The organism is Solirubrobacter phytolaccae (genome assembly GCF_027587195.1).
In the GTDB taxonomy this organism is placed as follows: domain Bacteria; phylum Actinomycetota; class Thermoleophilia; order Solirubrobacterales; family Solirubrobacteraceae; genus Solirubrobacter; species Solirubrobacter phytolaccae.
On record NZ_JAPDDP010000017.1, the window covers coordinates 1 to 18,771 of the forward strand.

Sequence of the window (18,771 nt, forward strand, 5' to 3'; positions counted from 1 at the left end):
CGAGGCGCGGCGAGGCGGCGCGAGGCGAGGCGGACAGCGCGGGCGGGAGGCGGCGCAGCGCGAGGGCGCGAGGCGGCGCGGGCGGGACTAGGCGCCGTGCGTGACCGCGAGGGCACGGGACTCGCCGCGCCGCAGGTGGTCGAGCAGCGCGGCTCGCGCCGAGGGCGGCGGGGCGTGGACGAGCGCGTCGAGCAGGCCCGCGTGATCGGCCGCGAGGTCGTCCAGGTCGGACGAGACACGGTCGGCGACCGCGAGGACGATCCGGAGCTCGCGCAACGCGGCCTCCGCGGCCGTGCGCAGGCGGCGGGAGCCGGCCGAGGCGACGATCGCGAGGTGGAACGCGTTGTCGGCGGCGACCGCCGCGCGGCCGTCGGCGGCCTTGGCCGCCTCGGTCATCGAGACGACCGCGGCCTGGAGCCAGACGTCGTCGGCCGGGCGCTTGCGGATCATCGCTTCCAGACCGGCGAGCTCCAGGGTGCGGCGGGTCGCGTAGAGGTCGCGGATGTCCTCGACGGACAGCCGCACGACCTCGAGCCCGCGATGCAGCGAGTGGACCAGCAGGCCCTCGCGCTCCAGGCGTCCCAGCGCCGCCCGGGCGTGGTCACGTGACACGCCGAGCCGCGACTGGACGTCGGCGTCCGAGAGACCGGTGCCGGGCGGGAACAGGCCGGCGAGGATCTCGTCGCGCAGCGTCTCCGTGACGGTGTCGGCGGGGGAGGTCCGCTCGAGCGGCAGCAGGGTCAAGATCCGCTCCAAGAACCGGTGGGTCGTCGTGCGGACACCGCACGCGCGTACGAGGTCCGAGCACGGACCTGGTTCCGCCCCGCGACGAGCGGCGCGGACGGCACGTGGCCGATCCGCGCGATGGCGCTGGGGCGCGCCGAGGAGACGACGATGACCTGCATTGGCACGATGCTCTGAGGATCGCGTGGAACTGTCAAGTAACACAGTGTCAACGGACAAACGTCTGACCGGTCTGACCCCTCGAAGACCCGGCCATTGGTTCAGTTTGGGCAGCGTGCGGACACAACGGCGGCGAGCTCGTCAACCTCCGGCGACGACAGCGCCTCGACGTTGAACACGAGCGCGTCGCCGTCGACCACGGCGCGGACGCTCGGATCGCCCGCCGCCAGCGTGTCCGCCGACGCCGCCATTCCGGGCACGCGCACGGCGTTGAACGGCGCCGCGTCGAGCACGCGCTCGTCCAGCGTGAACCGGCACAGCGTCCCGCCGACCAGCGACTGCAGCCGTGCCGCCCGCGAGTCCTCTTGCGAGCGCCGCGCGGCGTGATCGCACGCGAGCCACTCCTCCAGAGCCGCGACCACCGCCACCACGCCCGCCCGGTCGAGCTTGAACGCCCGCCCGAACGTCCGCCACGGCCCGCTCTCGTAGCCGACGAAGTCCAGCGCGGCGACGTCCCCCACGACCGACGCCCCACCCGCTACGAACCCACCCGCGTTCGGCCCACCGAAGTACTTGGCGGAGAACACGGCCACATCGCCGGCGCCCGCCCAGCGCCCGAACGCGTCCACCGGGAGGCACTGGAACGCCGCGTCGACGATCACGGGCACGCCGCACGCGCGCGCCGCCGACGCCACCGCGGCCAGTGGCAGGCCCGCGTCGTCGAGATGCGCCGGGTGCAGGACGGGGCGTGCTTGGAGCGCCGCCACGACGTCGTCCACCCACTCGATCCGGGCGCCCGCGAGCGCGGCGCAGCGGGCGTAGACGTAGCCGGCGTGCGCGCGCTGCACGACCACCACCGACTCGACCGCCGGCAGCGCCTCCATCACGGCGCCCTCGCCGCGCGCCACGCACGCGCCCACGCTCAGCGCGATCCCCGCCGACGCGCCCGGCACGACCCGCGCCGCCGGGCAGCCGATCAACGACGCGATCCGCGCACCGGACGCTTCCAGCAGCTCGTCCATCGACGCCCAGGTGGCGTTCGCGTGCGCAGCGGCGGCCCACACGGCCGGGGACAGCGACGAGCCACCGAGGTCGGTGTAGATGCCGGACGCGTTGAGCACGCGGCGCACACCGAGCGACGAGTAGAACCCCATGGCCCGCAGTTTTCCGCACGGAGCGGGGGAGACGTCGATTCGGTCCGATGCGACACCTATGGTTCCCTCCCCGTGAGCACCCCATCCGTCGCGCATCTCCACGTCCACTCCGAGTACTCGCTCCTCGACGGAGCCTGCAACATCGACAAGCTGGCCGAGCGCGCGGCGGCCTACGACCAGCCCGCCATCGGGCTGACCGACCACGGCGTGATGAACGGTGCGGTGGAGCTCTACAAGGCGGCCAAGAAGCACGGCGTGAAGCCGCTGCTGGGCCTCGAGGCGTACTTCGTCGACGACCGCACGGTGCGAGACCGCAAGGTCGAGCGCAACCACCTCACGCTGCTCGCGGCGAACAACGAGGGCTTCAAGAACCTCACGACGCTGTCCTCGAAGGGCTTCCTCGAGGGCCTGCACCGCGGCAAGCCGGGCGTGGACCTGGAGCTGCTCTCCAAGCACTCGGAGGGCGTCATCGCGCTCACGGGCTGCCTGGCGTCGCGCACGAGCCAGCGGATCATGGACGGCAAGTACGACGAGGCGCGCGAGCACCTGGATCAGCTCATCCAGATCTTCGGGCCCGAGGACGTCTATCTCGAGGTCCAGAAGAACGGGCTGACCGAGCAGGACCAGGTCAACGAGGGCATGCGCAAGTTCGCGCAGGACACGGGCCGCCCGTTCGTCGGCACCGCCGACGTCCACTACCTGCGCAAGGAGGACTTCCGCAACCACGCCGCGCTGCTGTGCGTGCAGACGAAGTCCACGCTCGCGGCGCCGAAGATGTCGTTCTCCACGAACGAGTTCTATTTGAAGTCCACCCAGGAGATGGCGGACGCGTTCGCCGACTTCCCGGGCGCGCTGGAGTCGACGCTGGAGATCGCGGAGCGCTGCGACGTGGAGATCGCGCTCGGCGGCCAGCTCATCCCGCGCTTCGAGTGGACCGAGGGTCTGTCCGAGAAGGACTACCTGCGCAAGCTCGTCGAGGAGGGCATGCGCGAGCGCTACGGGGTCCCGCTCCCGGCGCACGCGGTCGAGCGCATGGAGATGGAGCTCGGCGTCATCGACAAGATGGGCTTCAACGCCTACTTCTTGATCGTCTGGGACTTCATCGCCTGGGCCAAGAACAACGGCGTGGCCGTGGGCCCGGGCCGTGGCTCGGCGGCGGGCTCGATCATCGCCTACACGCTGCGGATCACGGACGTCGATCCACTGGCCTACGACCTGCTGTTCGAGCGCTTCTTGAACGCCGAGCGCGTGTCGATGCCGGATATCGACATCGACTTCTCGGTGCGCGGCCGTGAGCGCGTGATGGCGTACGTCAAGGACAAGTACGGCGCCGACCGTGTCGCCCAGATCATCACCTTCGGCCGGATGTTCCCGCGCGCCGCGACCAAGGACGCCGCCCGCGTGCTCGGCCACGACTACGGCGTCGGCGACAAGCTCTCCAAGCTGATTCCGGACCCGATCATGGGCCGCTCGCCGTCGTTCAAGGAGTGCCTGGAGCCGGGCGAGGACCTCGCGAGCGAAGTGGCGCGAGACCCGGTGGCGGCGCAGGTCATCGAGGTCGCGCAGGGGCTCGAGGGGATCGTCCGCAACGCGTCGATCCACGCGGCCGCGGTCGTGATCTCCGATCGCAGCCTCACGGACATCATCCCGCTGCAGCTCGCGGACGCGCGGACCACCGACGAGGCCGGCAACAAGGTCTACCGGACGGTCACGCAGTTCAGCATGAAGCCGATCGAGGAGATCGGCCTGCTGAAGATGGATTTCCTGGGCCTGCGCAACCTCGACGTGATCGAGGACGCGCTGGACATCATCGAGCGCTCCACGGGCGCGCGCCCGGACATCGCGGCGATCCCGCTCGACGACCTCAAGACCTACGAGATGATGGCCCGCGGCGACTCGGTCGGCGTGTTCCAGTTCGAGTCCGAAGGCATGCGCGAGTCGCTGCGCAAAGTCAACCCGACCGAGTTCGAGGACCTCGTCGCGCTCGTGGCGCTCTACCGCCCGGGCGCCATGGATCAGATCCCGGCCTACTCGCGCGGCAAGCGCAACCCGGACTCGATCCAGTACATCGACGACCGGCTGATCCCGATCACGGAGTCCACGAAGGGCGTGATCCTCTACCAGGAGCAGGCGATGCAGATCGCCAAGTCCCTGGGCGGGTTCACGGGCCCGCAGGCGGACGACCTCCGCAAGGCGATCGGCAAGAAGAACCGCGCGGCGATGGCGAAGCTGCAGCCGATGTTCATCGAGGGCTGCAAGGCCAACGGCGTGTCGCCGGACGTGATCGAGTCGCTGTGGGCGACCAACGAGAAGTCCGCCGACTACTCGTTCAACAAGTCGCACGCCGCCTGCTACGCGCTCATCTCGTACCGCACGGCGTGGCTGAAGGCGAACTACCCGGCCGAGTACATGGCCGCGCTGATCTCCTCGGTCATGGACACGAAGGACAAGGTCCCGTTCTTCGTCAACCAGGCCGAGCAGATGGGGATCGAGATCCTGCCGCCGGACGTGAACCTCTCCGACCACGAGTTCATGGTCGTCGAGGGCAACATCCGCTTCGGCCTGGATGCGGTCAAGGGCGTCGGCTACGCCGCCGTGGAGGCGATCAAGGTCGCCCGCGAAGAGGGCGAGTTCACGAGCATCTGGGACTTCTGCGAGCGGGTGGACGGCCGTGCCGTCAACAAGCGCTCGATCGAGGCGCTCATCCAGTGCGGCGCGTTCAACTCCACGGGCGCGACCCGGCGAGGCATGCTCGAGGTCCTGGACGCCGCGCAGTCGGCCGGCCAGCGCGCCCAGCAGGACGCGCAGATGGGCCAGGGCTCGATCTTCGACCTGTTCGACACGGGCGGCGCGACCGAGACCGCCGCGCCGAGCCACCCGCCGGTCCCGACGCACGAGTTCGAGCCCAACGAGCTGCTCTCGATGGAGAAGGACTCGGTCGGGGTCTACATCTCCGAGCACCCGCTCAAGCGCGTGGCCGCGGCGATGCAGGTCAAGGCCGACTGCACGATCGCGGAGCTGTCGGGCACGCGCGACGGCGAATGGCGCAAGGTCGGCGGCATGATCACCGAGAGCAAGAAGATCCGCACGCGCTCGGGCAAGATGATGATGTTCGCGACGCTCGCCGACCTCGAGGACTCGGTCGAGGTCGTGATCTTCGACGAGGTCATGCAGTCGCTCGAGGAGCTGATCGCGACGGACTCGACGATGCTCGTCAAGGGCAAGGTCGAGCAGAAGGAGCAGGGCAAGGTCTCCCTCGTCGTCTCGAGCGTGGAGAAGTTCGATCCGAGCGACGCCGAGATCGAGAAGGCCAAGGAGAAGATGGCCAAGGTCGCCGCGACGGCGCCGACGGCGCTCAAGCGCCGCGTGCACGCCGCGCAGCTGCCGGCCACCGTCATCGACGACCTGCGAGACCTGTTCGAGCGCTACCCGGGCGAGACCGAGTTCGTGCTGGAGATGCACACCCGCACGGGCCTGCGGCGGCTGAAGTTCGGCGCCGGCTACCGCGTCCAGGCGCGTGACGCGGGCCTGCGAGCGGAACTGGACGGAATTCTGGGCGGAGCCGCGTCCGCAGCTGCATAGTCGGCGCTACGCTCGCCACTATGCGAGCGCTGACTGGTCTACTCGTTCTCGGCGCGGTCGCTGCCTTCCCGGCGGCGGCCCGCGCGGACACTCCGCTGTGCCCACCGAATCCGGGCGTGTTCACTGAACCGCGGCTCAACCACTTGGTGGATGAGGCGCAGGCGGCGGCGAAGGAGGCGCTCGGGGCCCAGTACGTGCTCCACTTCTTCGACGCCTCGCTCCAGGGGTACGGCGTCGCGTTCTCGCCTGGGCCGCTGGATGCCGCGGCCGCGGAGGCGGCGTTCACGCAGGCGATCGCCACGAAGGTGAGCGCCGAGGACGCCGCGTACCTCGATGAGCGCATCTACTTCTCGCCCACGCCGTACAGCCAGGCGCAGCTCGACGGCGTCTACCAGGACCTGAGCGCGCGCCTGGCGCAGACGCCGTACCTGATCGGCTGGGGTACGGTGTGCGGGGAGGGCGCGGTGCGCGTCCGCGTGCAGTTCACGCTCCCGGACACTCCGGAGAACCGCGTCACGGGCGACGCCTTCGTGGCTCCATACGGGGATCTCGTGCGAGTGGAGTACGGGGTCCAGCCGATCCCGGCCAACCAGGGCGTCATCACCGACAGCGTGGCTCCGCTCCCGGTGGCCCCGCCCACGCCGCAGCCCCGCCTCACGCCGCGCGTACGTGACCACGTCGCGCTGCCCGCGCGCGCTCGGTGCGTGCGGGGCGGGACGTTGACCGTCAAGCCAGGCAAGCAGGTCGCGAAGCTCGGGCTCGCGGCCGGTGCGCGGCGGACCAGCGCGAGCGCCGGCCGGGCCGCGAAGCTCAAGCTCAAGGCACGGCGCACCGAGGTGGCGGTCACGGTCACGCTGAAGGACGGCAGCGTCGCGACGCAGTCGTTCACCTACCGCCGCTGCTAGACGCCGACGTTGAGCGTGAGCGTGTAGCCGTCCTCGACGCTGCCGCTCACGCTCGCGAGCTGGCTCTTGTAGCCGTCGCTGAAGACCATGTCGGAGTCCAGTGACGTGCCGGCGAGGTTCTGGACGCTCTGCTCGTAGCCCGCCGTCGCGTAGACCACCTCGCACGTGTCCTGGGGGATCGCGAGCTGGGAGGTGCGGAGCTTGCCCTGGCCGGCGGTCGCGGCGTCGAGGCTCTCGTAGACCTCGAAGTGCATGTGCGGCCAGCGCCCCTGGTAGGCGGCCGGGAAGATCGTCTGGAAGCTGAGCTTGCCGTCGGCGCCCGACTCCTGGACGCCGCGGAGGTAGTTCTCGCCCGCGACCGACTCGTCATAGAGCGAGTAGCGACCCTCGCGGTCGCAGTGCCAGAGGTACACGGCCGCGCCCGCGAGCGGCCCGCCGCCGCCCGCGACGTCCAGCAGCGTGAGGTCGACCGTGGTCGGGATGCCGGCGGCGACGCCGGACGCGTCACCGACGCTGCGCGTGATGTCCGAGCGGACGACGCCGCTCTCGGCCAGGACGTTCGGCCCGTTGGAGCCGTCGCCGGGGAACGGACCGGCGGTCTCCTCGGGGATCCGGTCGCCGCTCGTGCCGGAAGCCGGCGTTGCCGTGGCGGTCGGCGAGCCGGCGGGGTCCGAGCCGCCGCAGGCGACCACGACCGCCGACCCGAGGCCGCCGAGCATCACGCCGAGCGCCCGGCGGCGGCTGATGAGACGGGGAAGGTCGTGGCTCAGCCCCAGGTCGTGGTCATGGTGCGACATGCCCCCAGGATCGCGCGCGTTCCTGGGAGCCAACTGGGAGTCCTAGCCCTTGAGCTGCGCGGCGAGCCCACGCGAGCGCAGGTCGTGCGCCCAGGCCATGTCGACGGCCTCGACGCCCTTGCCGAGGCGCCCCGGGCCTTCGAAGATCACCGGCAGGCCCTCGAACCGCGGCTCCGACAGGAACGCGATCATGCCTTCCAGGCCGATCTCGCCGTCGCCGAGGTTGGTGTGGCGGTCGCGATTGGAGCCCAGCGGCGTCATCGAGTCGTTCACGTGCAGCGCGCCGAGGCGGTCGCAGCCGACGACCTTGTCGAACTCGTCGATCACCCCGCCCAGCGACTCGGCGGTGCGGACGTCGTAGCCGGAGGCGAACAGGTGGCACGAATCCAGGCACACGCCGAGGCGCTCGCCGCCGCCGGCGCCCTCGATCAGCGCCGCGAGCTCCTCGAACGAGCGGCCGAGCGTGCCGCCCGCGCCCGCCGTGTCCTCGAGCAGCAACGGACACTTCTCTGACTCGTCGAGCGCTTCTTTGATGACCTCGGAGGCGCGCTTGATGGCGTCCTCGGCCGGGCCGCCGTCCTTGAGCGCCGACCCCGGATGCAGGACGACGCCGGCGGCGCCGAGCTGCGCGCCCGCGTTGAGCGCGACCTTCAGCGACTCCAGCGACTTCGAGCGGATCTCCGGATCCTCGGAGGCGCAGTTCAGGAGGTAGACGGCGTGGATGACCAGCGCCTCCACGACGTACGAGGCCTCCATGGCCTCGTGGAACGCGGCGACCTCCTCGTCGTTGTAGACGCGGGCCTTCCACATGCGCGGGGACTGGTTGAAGATCTGGATCGACCGGCAGCCGCGCTCTTCCCCTCGGGTCACGGCGTTCGCCGGGCCGCCCGCGGGGGAGACGTGGGCGCCGATCAACATTGGCTGCTGGCCATGCGCGGTTCGCTTTCTCGTCGCCGTTCAGAGCGCGCTCGAGACGAGCGCGCGGACGGGGACTGTACAACCGGCGGCGGCCGCTTTCCCGCCGCAAACAAGGCTCACATTGTGAGAGGTCTTGACTGCTTTTCCCCGATACGCCGACCGGCCTGCGAATCTATGACGTGATGGGCGCTGAACGTCGTATCCGAGCGCTTCCGTCAGTACCAGAAGGTCCGGACGGAAAAACGCTTTCGAAGTGCCGCGAACCGGCTTCGGTTCAGGATCTCCGGAAAACGGGGTATCTACGAGAATCAGTGCACGACTCTCAGGCACAATGCTCCAGCATCCGGCGCGAGCTCGGTCCGACCAATGACGCGACGCGCGTGCACACAAGCCGCACTGTGCGCCAACCTGGGCGGAATTCTCGGTCTTTCGCGCTCCGTTTGACCAGGACGGCCGTTTCACCCAGTATCTTCGGAACGGTCGCGCTGCTGGAGCGCGAAGTGACCCTCAAGAGGGTGGAACGTGCGCGCGAGGCGTAGGCGGGGAATGAGGAGGACAACGTGGCGGGGGCCTCAACCATCGGTCGACAATTGCCGATACCGGGTCAAGGTGACTTGCCCGTGACTACCGGCCACACTCCAGAACAGCTCCCTGCGGTCGATGACTCACTCATGAGCACCGCAACCGCACCGGCCGCCGTACGGCCCCGCCCCCGCGGCGACGCGCCGTACGCCGTCGTCGGCCGACCCCGTAACGAGGGGCACGGCAAGCGGCTCACGGCTGCCTTCGAGGCCCTCGAGGTCTTCCCGGCGCTGGCCGAGTCGCGTAACCGCCTGCTCGCGCTGATCGCCGAGGAGAACCCGTCCACGGGTGACGTCGTCCGCGCCATCGAGTCCGACGTCGCGCTCGTCATCTCCGTGATGCGCCTCGCCAACGGCCTGGATTCGCCCAAGCGCGGTCAGGTCGAGTCGGTCGTCTCCTCCGTCGAGGTGCTTTCGCCCGAGGCCGTCCAGCGCCTCGCCGCGAACGCCGAGACCTTCGAGTTCTTCGAGCGTGGGAAAACCTGGGACGCCGCTCCCGAGCGCTTCCGCCTGCACGCCGTCGCCGTCCAGCGCGCCGCGGACCGCCTCGCGGCGGCCGCCGGCTACGCGCATCGCGACCGCCTGCTCGTCACCGCCCTGCTCCACGACGTCGGCAAGCTCGTGCTCATGCACGCCTACCCGGGCTACCCGAAGCAGGTCCACGGGCCCGCGCGCACGCCCGAGGAGCGCCTGCACTACGAGCGCCGCGAGCTCGGCGTGGACCACGCCCTGGTCGGCGGCGTCCTCGCCCGCCGCTGGAACCTTCCGAACGCGGTCGCGTCCGCGATCGAGCGCCATCACTCCGACGACGCGCAGGGCGACGCCGCCTTCGTGCGCCTCGCGGACATGCTTGCGCACTACTCGCAGGGCTCCCCGGTCTCCTCGACCGAGCTCCTGCGCGCCGCCCGTACGGTCGGCTTCGGCCCGTCCGAGCTGCGCTCGGTGCTCTACGACCTGCCCTACCCGTCGCAGGACCGCCCCCGCGCGGTCGAGCCCTGCCCGCTCTCCTCGCGTGAGCTGGACGTGCTCAAGCGCCTCGCCCAGGGCATGGTCTACAAGCAGATCGCGCTCGAGCTCTCGCTCTCCACCAGCACGGTCCGCACGCACCTGCACAACATCTACGGCAAGCTCGGCGCCGTGGACCGCGCGCAGGCCGTCCTGCACGCGACCGAACGCGGCTGGCTGTAAGCAGCCCTACGGCGGGCGCGGAGCGCGCTCGCCTGCCCGCCCGGCCAGTTCGCGCGTCGCCGCGCCGGGCCACGTGTCAGCATTGGCGCGTGCTCTCGATCACCACCAAATCGCCGTACGCGATTCGCGCCCTGGCCGAGCTCGCCCGCACCGGTGGGGCCGGTCCGGTCCCGATCGGTGAGCTGGCACGCCGGCGCGACGTGCCGGTGCAGTTCCTCGAGCAGCTCTTCGCCGTCCTGCGCCGCGCGGGCATCCTGCGTTCGCAGCGGGGCGTGAAGGGCGGCTACGCGTTCGCCCGCGAGCCCGGTGAGGTCACGGTGCTCGAGGTCGTCGAGCTGCTCGACGGGCGCCTGGGCGCCGAGGCCGAGGGCATCTTCGCCGAGGCGGCCGCCGCCGCCCGCGCGGTGCTGGCCAAGACGACGATCAGCGACGTCCTCGAGCGCGAGAACCAGGCCGCGGGCGCGACCATGTATTACATCTAGAGCGTCAAAGCTCACAGCGGCGCAAGATTCGTCCAGGGTGACCGATGCCCAGGGGGACCGTTTCCGTCTTCCCCCTGCCCTCTGGACACACCTTGCGCCTCACCATCTCTACAAAGCTCATCGCGGCGTTCGCCGGCCTGCTGGCCCTGATCGCCGTACTCGGCTTCTACTCGGTCTCCCGCACCTCCGCCATGCGCGAGGACACGGAGAACATCGGCGAGAACGTCGTGCCCGGCACGCGCACCATCGGCGAGCTGAAGGACCTGACCGGCAAGTACCGCCGCAACCAGATCCTCTTCGTCGTCCGCCAGTCCGACAAGGAGGAGCTCGACGGCAACCTCGCCGACGTCACCAGCGCGCTCAGCACCTACCGCGCCCAGTACGTCAGTGGCGACGCCGACCGCGCTCAGCTCGACGCCTTCGTGGCCGCGTGGACCAAGTACCAGGACGTCACCCAGGGCGTCTTCGCCCTTCCGGCCAACGACATCAACGGCGTGACGAGCATCATCTCGTCCGGCGAGGGTGACCAGGCGTGGGAGGACACGAAGGCCGCCATCGCCGCGTGGGACAAGGCCAACGCCGCTGCCGCCGCCGACTCGGTCAAGCAGGTCGCGGACGCCGCCTCGTCCACCCGCAACCTGGCGCTGATCCTGCTCGCCGGCGGTCTGCTCGCGGGCAGCCTGATCGCGTTCCTGATCATCCGCTCGATCAAGAGCGGCCTGCGCCGCCTCGTCGACGCCGCCGACCACATCGCCCAGGGCGACGTGGACCAGGACATCCAGCTCAACAGCAACGACGAGCTCGGCGACGCCGGCAAGGCGTTCGCGGGCATGGTCGACTACCTGCGCGACAGCGTCGCCTCCGCAGACCGGATCGCCCAGGGCGACCTCGTCTCGGACGTGACCCCGCGCGGCGACAAGGACGCGCTCGGCATCGCCCTGCACGGCATGGTCGACGGTCTGCGCACCACGATCGGCGACGTCGCCGACTCGGCCGCGACGGTCGCCAGCGCCTCGTCGCAGATGGCCGGCACGGCGCAGGAGACCGGCCGTGCGGTCGGCGAGATCGCGCTCGCCATCGGTGAGATCGCCGAGGGCGCCGAGAGCCAGGTCCGCTCCGTCACCGACGCTCGCGTCGCCGTGGACGAGGTGTCCGTCAACGTGCAGGAGTCCGCGCGCACCGCCCGCGAGACGCGTGACGCCGCCGACGCGGCCCGCGCGGTCGCCCAGGCCGGCGTGGAGGCCGCGAACGAGGCCACCAGCGCCATGCACGCGCTCCGCGAGTCCTCCGAGGAGGTCGCGGGTGCGATCCAGGCGCTCGGCACCAAGTCCGACGCCATCGGCGGCATCGTCGCCACGATCACGACCCTCGCCGAGCAGACCAACCTGCTGGCGCTGAACGCCGCGATCGAGGCGGCCCGCGCCGGCGAGCAGGGCAAGGGCTTCGCGGTCGTGGCCGAAGAGGTCCGCAAGCTGGCCGAGGAGAGCCAGGGCGCGGCCGGCCAGATCTCCGGCCTGATCGAGGAGATCCAGCGCGAGACCTACAACGTCGTCAATGTCGTCGAGCGCACCAACGAGCGCACGACGGCCGGCGCTGCCACGGTCGAGCAGGCCCGCGGCGCGTTCGAGCAGATCGGCGCCTCGGTCGAAGACATGAGCAACCGCGTCGGCCACATCGCGACCATCGTCGAGTCGATCGCGACCGGCGCCGGCTCGGTGCAGAACGACATCGGCGCGGTCACCGACCTCGCCGAGCGCTCCTCCGCCGCCACCGAGCAGGTCTCGGCGTCCGCGCAGGAGACCTCCGCCGCCGCGCAGGAGATCGCCGCGTCCGCGCAGTCGCTCTCCGGCACCGCCGAGGAGCTCGAGCGCGTCGTCGCGCGCTTCCGCCTCACCCCGGCGTAAACGCGACATCTGTCGCTAAAGAGGGACAGACCCTCTTTAGGAAGCAGCGTGGGTTGTTTCATGCAACCCACGCTGCTAGTTTCAAATCCATGGAACTACATGGGGCAGTCGCGCTCGTCACCGGCGCGAACCGAGGGTTGGGCAAGGCCTACGCCGAGGCGCTCGTCGCGGCCGGCGCGAAGGTCTACGGAGGCGCGCGCAACCCGGACGCCGTCACGAGCGAGGGCGTCATCCCGGTCCGGCTCGACGTGACCGACGCCGAGCACGTGGCGCAGGCCGCCGCCGAGCTCACCGACGTCAACCTCGTCGTCAACAACGCGGGGATCGGCGCGCTCCACACGCCGCTCGCCGCCGACCTGGACGAGGCCCGCCAGCTGATGGAGGTCAACTACTTCGGCCTGCTGCGCGTCTCCCAGGCGTTCGCGCCCCAGCTGTCCGGCGGCGCGCTCGTGAACGTGCTGAGCGTCGCCTCGTTCCGCCCGCTGCTCAGCTTGAGCACCTACTCGGCGACGAAGGCCGCGGCCTGGTCGATCACGACCGCGCTGCGCGAGGAGCTGCCCGAGACGCTCGTGGTCGGCGTCCATGCCGGGTTCATCGACACCGATTTGGCCGCGGCGGTCCCGCCCGAGAGCAAGATCCCCACGAGCCAGGTGGTGGACGCGACCCTCGAGGCGCTGCGCGCCGGCGAGACCGAGGTGCTCGCCGACGACATCAGCCGCGCCGCCAAGGCCGCGCTCGTCGCTTAGCGCACGCGCACCGTCAGCTTCACGTCGACCGTCTTCTTGACGCCGCCGGGCGCGACGAGGGCGAGCCGCAGCACGACCTTCGTCCGCCCGCGCTTGAGCGGCGCCTTCGGGCGCAGCGTGACCTTGGCGGGCTTGCCGAGCGAGAACTTCGCCGCCCTCGAGAGCGCCTTGCCGACGCGCAGCGTGGCCGTGCCCGTGAAGGCGAAGCGCTCGCGGCTCGTGAGCGTGACCGTCACCGCGCGGCGCGTGACCTTGCCGAGCTTGACGCTCACGGGCGTGCGGCCGAAGGCGAGCTTGGGCGCGGGCTGCGGGGCGCCGCCGCCGCCCGGACCCGGCCCGGACGGCGGCCCGGGCTGCTCGACGATGATCTGCCCGTCGCCCGGGTCGACCACCGGCGCGCTGCAGTCGGCGCTGACGGCGCGCGCGTCGCCGCGCTCGGCGGCCTGCAGGTTGCCGGCGAAGTCCCGCGCCTGCACGTCGAAGCGGTACGCGCGCCCCGCCTCCGCCGGAACCCGCGCGGACGTGCCGGCCGTGCGCATCGCGACGGGCCGCCAGGCGCCGCCGTCCTCGCTCATCCAGACGTCGTAGGACGCGATCCCGGAGCCGGCGTCCGTGCCGCCCCAGGCCACGTCGACGCCACAGTCGCGCACCACGGCCGACTGGACGGCCGCGGCGGGCGCCGTGTCGTCGAGCAGGTTCGACCACACGTTGGTGACGATCGCGGCGTTCGTGTCGAACACGATCGACGCGTCACCGCCGACCACGGTCCCGGTCGCGACCCCCGCGACCGGCGCCACGGAGTAGCTGACGCCGCCCTGGCCCTCCGGCGCGACCTTGTTGGGCGGCAGGAAGCCGGCGACGGCGTCGGTCGTCGCCGTCAGCGTCGCCGGGTCCAGCGACGTGAACTTCCAGACGGCGCTCGACCCCTCCAGCCCCGCCTCGACGCGCACGAGCAGATCCGTCGCCGGCCGCAGATCGACCGTCGTCGTCCACGACCGGGCGTTCGCCGGCGGCGTCAGCAGCACGTCGCCGAAGTCGATCGGGCCGAGCGCGAACGTGGACAGGTCCAGCTTGGCCGGGTCGAGCGGGTCCGTCACCCGCACGGTCTGGGCGGCCGCGCTCGCCGCCGGCAGGTTCTCGAAGCTCACCCGGTAGTGCAGCGGCTTGTCCGAGCGCACGGCGTGCGCGGCGCCGCCGCCGGGCGTCCCGGCCTTCTCGTTCGGGTCGTGCGACTGCAGCAGCTCCTTCACGAACGGCGGCGGGATGAAGTTCCCATCCTTGTCGTACTGGGGATCGGGCGCCTCAACCGGCTTGTCGTGCTCGGTGCACAGCTGCATCATCCACAGCAGCTGCCACTCGTCGTCCTGCTCGGGATACAGGTTGAACTTGGTGTTGGCGATGTTGTCGAGGACCGCCGAGGGGCCGCCCGCGACGCGCATCTCCCAGGCGCCGCTCATGACCGCGTCGAGCGCGCCCAGCTGGAGCGAGAAGTTGCCGAGCTCGCTCGAGGCGCCCGCGGCGCTCACCATCCCCTTCATCACCACCGCGCCCTCGGCGAGGCGCTTGAGGTCCTCGTAGTCGGTCCCGTTGAGGAACCCGAGGTCCTTCATGCACTCGGTCAGGCGCAATCGCTGGATGCTCAGCTCGTACGCGCCCTCGACCTGCTGCAGCGGCCCGGTGATCTTGAACTCGCCGCCGTTGAAGTCGACCTTGAGCAGGCCCTTGGTGGGATCGTCGACGCTGGCGCGCACCGCCTTGGCGGGCGCCGCCGCGACCGGCAGGGTGCCCGCGAACGTCCAGCTCGTGCCGGTGTGGGTGACGGTTGGCGCGGCGCCGTCGGCCGCGGCCTGTGAGTACGTCATCCGCAGGGACCCGCCGCCGCTGAACGTGAGGTCCGCGCGCACGAGCGACCCCGCGCTCGGCGGCAGCAGCGTGGCGCCGGTGAACGTGCGGGCGTCGGTGAGCGCCGGGATCGCGTCCGTGAACGTCATCGCCGCCTGCAGGTTCAGCTTCGTGTGCCCGGCGATCGTGGTCGTCGGGGTGTAGCGGATGCGCACGAAGTCGCTGCTCCGCGCCGGCACGCGCCCGAGCGAGACCACCACGGTGCGGCCCTTCACGCCGTCGTAGAAGCCGGCCGTCGCGCCCGGCGGGAGGTGGTCCACCGCCAGGTCGGCCCCGACCGGGTAGCCCGACAGCCGCACGGCGGCCGGCCGCGAGGCGACCGCGCCGAGGTTGCCGAAGTACAGGTAGTCGTCGGAGGGCAGCCCGCCGCGCGCGAACGCCGGCCCGGTGGCCTGCACGTACGGGCGCGCCTCGCCGGTCGCGGCCTGCAGCGAGACCAGGCGCGACCCGCCGCCGATCCCGTAGGTGCGCGCCTCGATGAACCAGCTGGCGTCCAGCGGCGTCGCGGTCGTGGTGTCGAACACGGCGGTGGCGGAGCGCCCGTCGTCGGCGGGCACGAAGCTCAGCGGCGCGATGTCCGGTCGGCCGCCGCGGCGCAGCAGCAGCTTCGTCTGGCTCGTCAGGCCCTCGCCGCGCAGCGTGACCGTCGCCGGCCCGCCGTTGGAGAGCACGTTCGGCGCGACGCTCGTCAGGCTCGTGTCGTCGTTGAGGATCGTCGCGGTCGCCGTGGCGCGGGAGATCGGCACGGTGGTCGGATGCGAGAGATGGAACTGGAAGGTCTCGTCGGGCTCGGGCGCGCCGTCGTTGGCCGTCCACACCGTCGTCACGGTCTTGGCGGTCTCGCCCGCGGCGAACGTGAGGTCGCCGAACAGCGGGAAGCCGCCGTTGATCTCCGGGTAGTCGGACGCGCGCTGCGCGGAGCCGGTGTCCCGCGCCGACCAGCGCACCGCCGCGGCCCCGGCGCCGGAGGAGCGCCGGACCGTGAACGTGAACGTCTCGCCCTCGCGCACCGCCACGTCGTCGACCGAGAACGACGCGGAGCCGCCCGGCACTGTGACGTCCGCGCCGTCGAGCTCGTAGGTGGGCGCGTACGCGCCGACCACGTGGGCGAACGTGCCGACGCGGCGCGACCCCAGGGTCAAGGTCCGCACGACCGCGTACGTCTGCCCGGCCGGGGGCGTGTGGCCGAGCGCGGGCGCGACGTCCCACGCGCCGCCGAGCGTCGCGACGCCGCCGACCGAGAGCCCGCTCCCGGCCGCCGAGAGCCGCGTCCGCAGCGTCCCTCCGGCCTCCTGGACGTAGTCGCCGCCCTGGGTCTCGGTCTCCCAGATGTTGTTGTAGGAGAAGTCCAGGGCCGGCGTGGGGGCGACCACACCGCCGCGGTTGGTCACCCGTCGCGCCGAGACGCGCCCGCCGCCGGTGATCGTCCCGGCGTTCAACGTCAGCCCGGGATCGGTGTTCTGGAGCGGCGCGCCGACCGTGAAGCGCACGCCCGCGTCGACCGACGTCGTCCCGCCACCCTGCGTGAACGGCGGCACCGCCAGCGCGTGGTGGACCTCCAGCACGCCGTTCTGCACGAACGCCGTCGGGCTGGGGTAGCTCTGCCCGCTCGAGTACGGGGCGATGATCCGCTGCTCGGCGACGACGTTCGCGTCGGCGCGGATCGTGCCCGTGTTGATCAGCTTGGCCCCGTCGAGGACGTCGATCGCGACGCCGACGCGGTTGGTCGTGTCCGCGATCGGGTCGCGCGCGAAGACGATCGTGCCCGCGTTCGTGCGCGTCTGGCCGGCGGGCACGCGCAGCCGCACCCAGTCGGAGCTACGGTCCTCGATCCGGATCGTCCAGCCCGCCGCGACGTCGGTCGCGAGCGACGCGGCGCCCCAGTGGATGCGCGCGGTGCCCGTCCCGCCGGTCAGCGCCAAGGACCCCTGGCGCAGCGTGACCGGGCTGCCGAGGAACGTCCCGCCGCTCACCGCGAGCTGGTCGGAGGAACCCCAGAACGTCACGTCGCCGGCGTTGGTCAGCGTGCCGCCGGTCTGGCGGAGCGTGCCGCCGTGGCCCGACTCCATCCACAGCTCGCCCGTCACCGTGATCGTGCCCGAGCTCAGCCACGTGATCGGCGCGCCGTTGTCGAGCAGGCGCAGGCGGCTCGTGACGGCGACCGTCCCCGTGTTGGTGACGTTGCCGCGGATGGCCGTGTAGCCCTCGTTCTGGGCGGTGCGCAGCGTGCCGCGGTTGCTGAAGGTGCCGACCGTCAGCTCGTTGCTGTCGTTGTCGGCTGCCGTGCCCGTGGCGACGAACTCGAACGTGCCCGCGTTGTCGACCTCGGCGAACGACGCCTGCGTGTGCGCGAACCCGGGGTCGGTGCGCATGGTCACCTTCGCGCCGGCCGCGATCGTGGCCAGCCTGCCGGTCGCGATCCCGCGCTCGACGATGACGACGTCCCTGCTGACGCACACGTCCTCGGCGGACGTCGGGATGTGCCCGAGCGACCAGTTGGCGGCGACCTGCCACTCACCTCCGGACGGGCCCGAGTAGGTGTTCGTGCAGGCCGCCTGGGCGGCGGGGGCGAGGAAGGCGGTGACGACGAGCGCGAGCAGGAAAGTGCGGACCATGGCGCCCGCCAATCTCTCGCCGAACGCCCGGCGAGAGCAATACGCAGACTTACGTACTGCTGCCTTTTCCGCTCTCCAGCGCGGCCCACGCGGCGCTCACGGCCGCCAGCCGGTCGGTGACACCTAGCTTTGCGTACAGGTGCTCGGTGTGCTTGTGCACGGTCCGCGGGCTCACCTTCAACGTCTCGGCGACCGCCGCCGTCGACTGCCCGCGCATCATCGCCTGCAGCACCTCGGCCTCCCGCGGCGTCAGCCCGAGCGACTCCAGCAGCGACAGCGGCGCCCCGCGCGACCCGCGCTCGAACATGAACACCGTCGCCCCGCCGCGCGGTGCCATCCGGCGCACCATCAGCGGCCCGCCGTCCACCGGCACGACCGCGTGGGCCGGCGCGGGCGTGTCCCGCAGCGTCGCCGGGAGCCGGTCGCCGCGGGAGCCCATCAGCTCCAGCGCCGCCCGGCCCGCCCGCGTCGCGAACGCGATCCGGTCCCGCGCGTCGCTCACCACCACGGCCTCGCCGATGTCGTCGAGCCCGGCCTCCACCGCGGCCAGGACGTCGTGCATGCGCTCCCGCAGCGCCGCGTTCGCGTGCGCCTGGATCAGATGCGGGCGGGCGAGGTCGAGCATCCGCCGCTGCGCGTCGGTGAAGTCGTCGGCGTCCGCGAACACGAGCCCGATCAACAGCGTCGGCGGCGCCGGCAGCGTGACGGCGAGCTGGTGCTCCACGCCCAGCGGCACGAACACGTCCGTGTACAGCTCCAGCTCCCGGAACGCGGCCATGTCGGTCACGTCGGACAGGCGCAGCGCGCGCCCGTCGCGGCTGGCCAGGTGATGCTGGACGAGCGGGTTCTGGTGGCCGACGCGGCCCCAGCTGGCCAGGATCTGCGTCGCCGGCTCCGGCGAGACGAGCGTGACCAGCGGCGCGCCGTCGGCGCCGACCTCGTTGTAGGACGTGTACGCGGCCGGGATCACGCGCGGCAGCACGTCCAGCAGGGCGCCGCGGAAGCCGTCGAGGTCCTCGGCGTGGTGGACCTCGCCCAGCACCTCGAGCAGCCCGTGCAGCTCACGCTCGGGAAGGCTCACGGGCGGGATTCTT

General features: G+C 71.5%; 13 protein-coding genes. 7 read left to right on the top strand and 6 right to left on the bottom strand.

What is annotated here, in order from left to right:
* Positions 1–87 precede the first annotated feature (87 nt).
* The gene (locus OJ997_RS11350; RefSeq protein WP_270025208.1) at positions 88–756 is read right to left on the bottom strand and encodes a GntR family transcriptional regulator; all 669 of its coding nucleotides are present in this window, start codon (positions 754–756) and stop codon (positions 88–90) included.
* Positions 757–762: 6 nt separating this feature from the next.
* On the opposite strand from OJ997_RS11350, the gene OJ997_RS11355 reads away from it, so the two are divergent.
* Positions 763–921, top strand: a complete 159-nt coding sequence (locus OJ997_RS11355) for a hypothetical protein (RefSeq protein ID WP_270025209.1) — start codon at positions 763–765, stop codon at positions 919–921.
* Positions 922–1,004: 83 nt separating this feature from the next.
* On the opposite strand, the gene OJ997_RS11360 is transcribed toward OJ997_RS11355, so the two are convergent.
* Positions 1,005–2,057 carry a hypothetical protein gene (locus OJ997_RS11360; protein WP_270025210.1) on the bottom strand — a complete coding sequence of 351 codons (1,053 nt, stop codon included), beginning with the start codon at positions 2,055–2,057 and terminating at the stop codon, positions 1,005–1,007.
* Positions 2,058–2,129: 72 nt separating this feature from the next.
* On the opposite strand from OJ997_RS11360, the gene dnaE reads away from it, so the two are divergent.
* Both dnaE and OJ997_RS11370 read left to right on the top strand, forming a co-directional pair.
* On the top strand, positions 2,130–5,639 hold the full coding sequence (gene dnaE / locus OJ997_RS11365; protein ID WP_270025211.1) for a DNA polymerase III subunit alpha: 3,510 nt from the start codon (positions 2,130–2,132) through the stop codon (positions 5,637–5,639).
* Positions 5,640–5,755: 116 nt separating this feature from the next.
* Positions 5,756–6,544 carry a hypothetical protein gene (locus OJ997_RS11370; protein ID WP_270025212.1) on the top strand — a complete coding sequence of 263 codons (789 nt, stop codon included), beginning with the start codon at positions 5,756–5,758 and terminating at the stop codon, positions 6,542–6,544.
* Here OJ997_RS11370 and OJ997_RS11375 read toward each other — a convergent pair.
* Both OJ997_RS11375 and OJ997_RS11380 read right to left on the bottom strand, forming a co-directional pair.
* Entirely contained in the window at positions 6,541–7,341 is an 801-nt protein-coding gene (locus OJ997_RS11375; RefSeq protein ID WP_270025213.1) for a dioxygenase family protein, read from the bottom strand. The genes OJ997_RS11370 and OJ997_RS11375 overlap by 4 nt on opposite strands.
* Positions 7,342–7,383: 42 nt before the next feature.
* Positions 7,384–8,259, bottom strand: coding sequence for a deoxyribonuclease IV (locus OJ997_RS11380; RefSeq protein WP_270025214.1), 876 nt, complete (start codon positions 8,257–8,259; stop codon positions 7,384–7,386).
* 671 nt (positions 8,260–8,930) lie between these two features.
* On the opposite strand from OJ997_RS11380, the gene OJ997_RS11385 reads away from it, so the two are divergent.
* The 4 genes from OJ997_RS11385 (at position 8,931) to OJ997_RS11400 (ending at position 13,160) form a co-directional block, all read left to right on the top strand.
* On the top strand, positions 8,931–10,028 hold the full coding sequence (locus OJ997_RS11385; protein WP_270025215.1) for an HDOD domain-containing protein: 1,098 nt from the start codon (positions 8,931–8,933) through the stop codon (positions 10,026–10,028).
* An 89-nt stretch (positions 10,029–10,117) separates the two neighbouring features.
* Complete coding sequence (locus tag OJ997_RS11390) at positions 10,118–10,510, top strand: RrF2 family transcriptional regulator (protein ID WP_270025216.1); 393 nt, start codon at positions 10,118–10,120, stop codon at positions 10,508–10,510.
* A 92-nt stretch (positions 10,511–10,602) separates the two neighbouring features.
* Positions 10,603–12,414, top strand: coding sequence for a methyl-accepting chemotaxis protein (locus OJ997_RS11395; protein ID WP_270025217.1), 1,812 nt, complete (start codon positions 10,603–10,605; stop codon positions 12,412–12,414).
* Positions 12,415–12,503: 89 nt separating this feature from the next.
* Positions 12,504–13,160, top strand: a complete 657-nt coding sequence (locus tag OJ997_RS11400) for an SDR family NAD(P)-dependent oxidoreductase (protein ID WP_270025218.1) — start codon at positions 12,504–12,506, stop codon at positions 13,158–13,160.
* Here OJ997_RS11400 and OJ997_RS11405 read toward each other — a convergent pair.
* Positions 13,157–17,677, bottom strand: a complete 4,521-nt coding sequence (locus OJ997_RS11405; protein WP_270025219.1) for a DUF7619 domain-containing protein — start codon at positions 17,675–17,677, stop codon at positions 13,157–13,159. The two genes, OJ997_RS11400 and OJ997_RS11405, sit on opposite strands and share 4 nt — an antisense overlap.
* 49 nt (positions 17,678–17,726) lie before the next feature.
* Positions 17,727–18,758, bottom strand: coding sequence for a helix-turn-helix transcriptional regulator (locus OJ997_RS37520; protein ID WP_270025220.1), 1,032 nt, complete (start codon positions 18,756–18,758; stop codon positions 17,727–17,729).
* Positions 18,759–18,771: the final 13 nt, after the last annotated feature.

Bases quoted from the DNA above. Each gene is read 5' to 3' on its own strand.
- OJ997_RS11360 (WP_270025210.1), bottom strand. From the start codon at position 2,057: ATGGGGTTCTACTCGTCGCTCGGTGTGCGCCGCGTGCTCAACGCGTCC.
- OJ997_RS11375 (WP_270025213.1), bottom strand. From the start codon at position 7,341: ATGTCGCACCATGACCACGACCTGGGGCTGAGCCACGACCTTCCCCGT.
- OJ997_RS11405 (WP_270025219.1), bottom strand. From the start codon at position 17,677: ATGGTCCGCACTTTCCTGCTCGCGCTCGTCGTCACCGCCTTCCTCGCC.
- OJ997_RS11400 (WP_270025218.1), top strand. From the start codon at position 12,504: ATGGAACTACATGGGGCAGTCGCGCTCGTCACCGGCGCGAACCGAGGG.
- OJ997_RS11380 (WP_270025214.1), bottom strand. From the start codon at position 8,259: ATGTTGATCGGCGCCCACGTCTCCCCCGCGGGCGGCCCGGCGAACGCC.
- OJ997_RS11385 (WP_270025215.1), top strand. From the start codon at position 8,931: ATGAGCACCGCAACCGCACCGGCCGCCGTACGGCCCCGCCCCCGCGGC.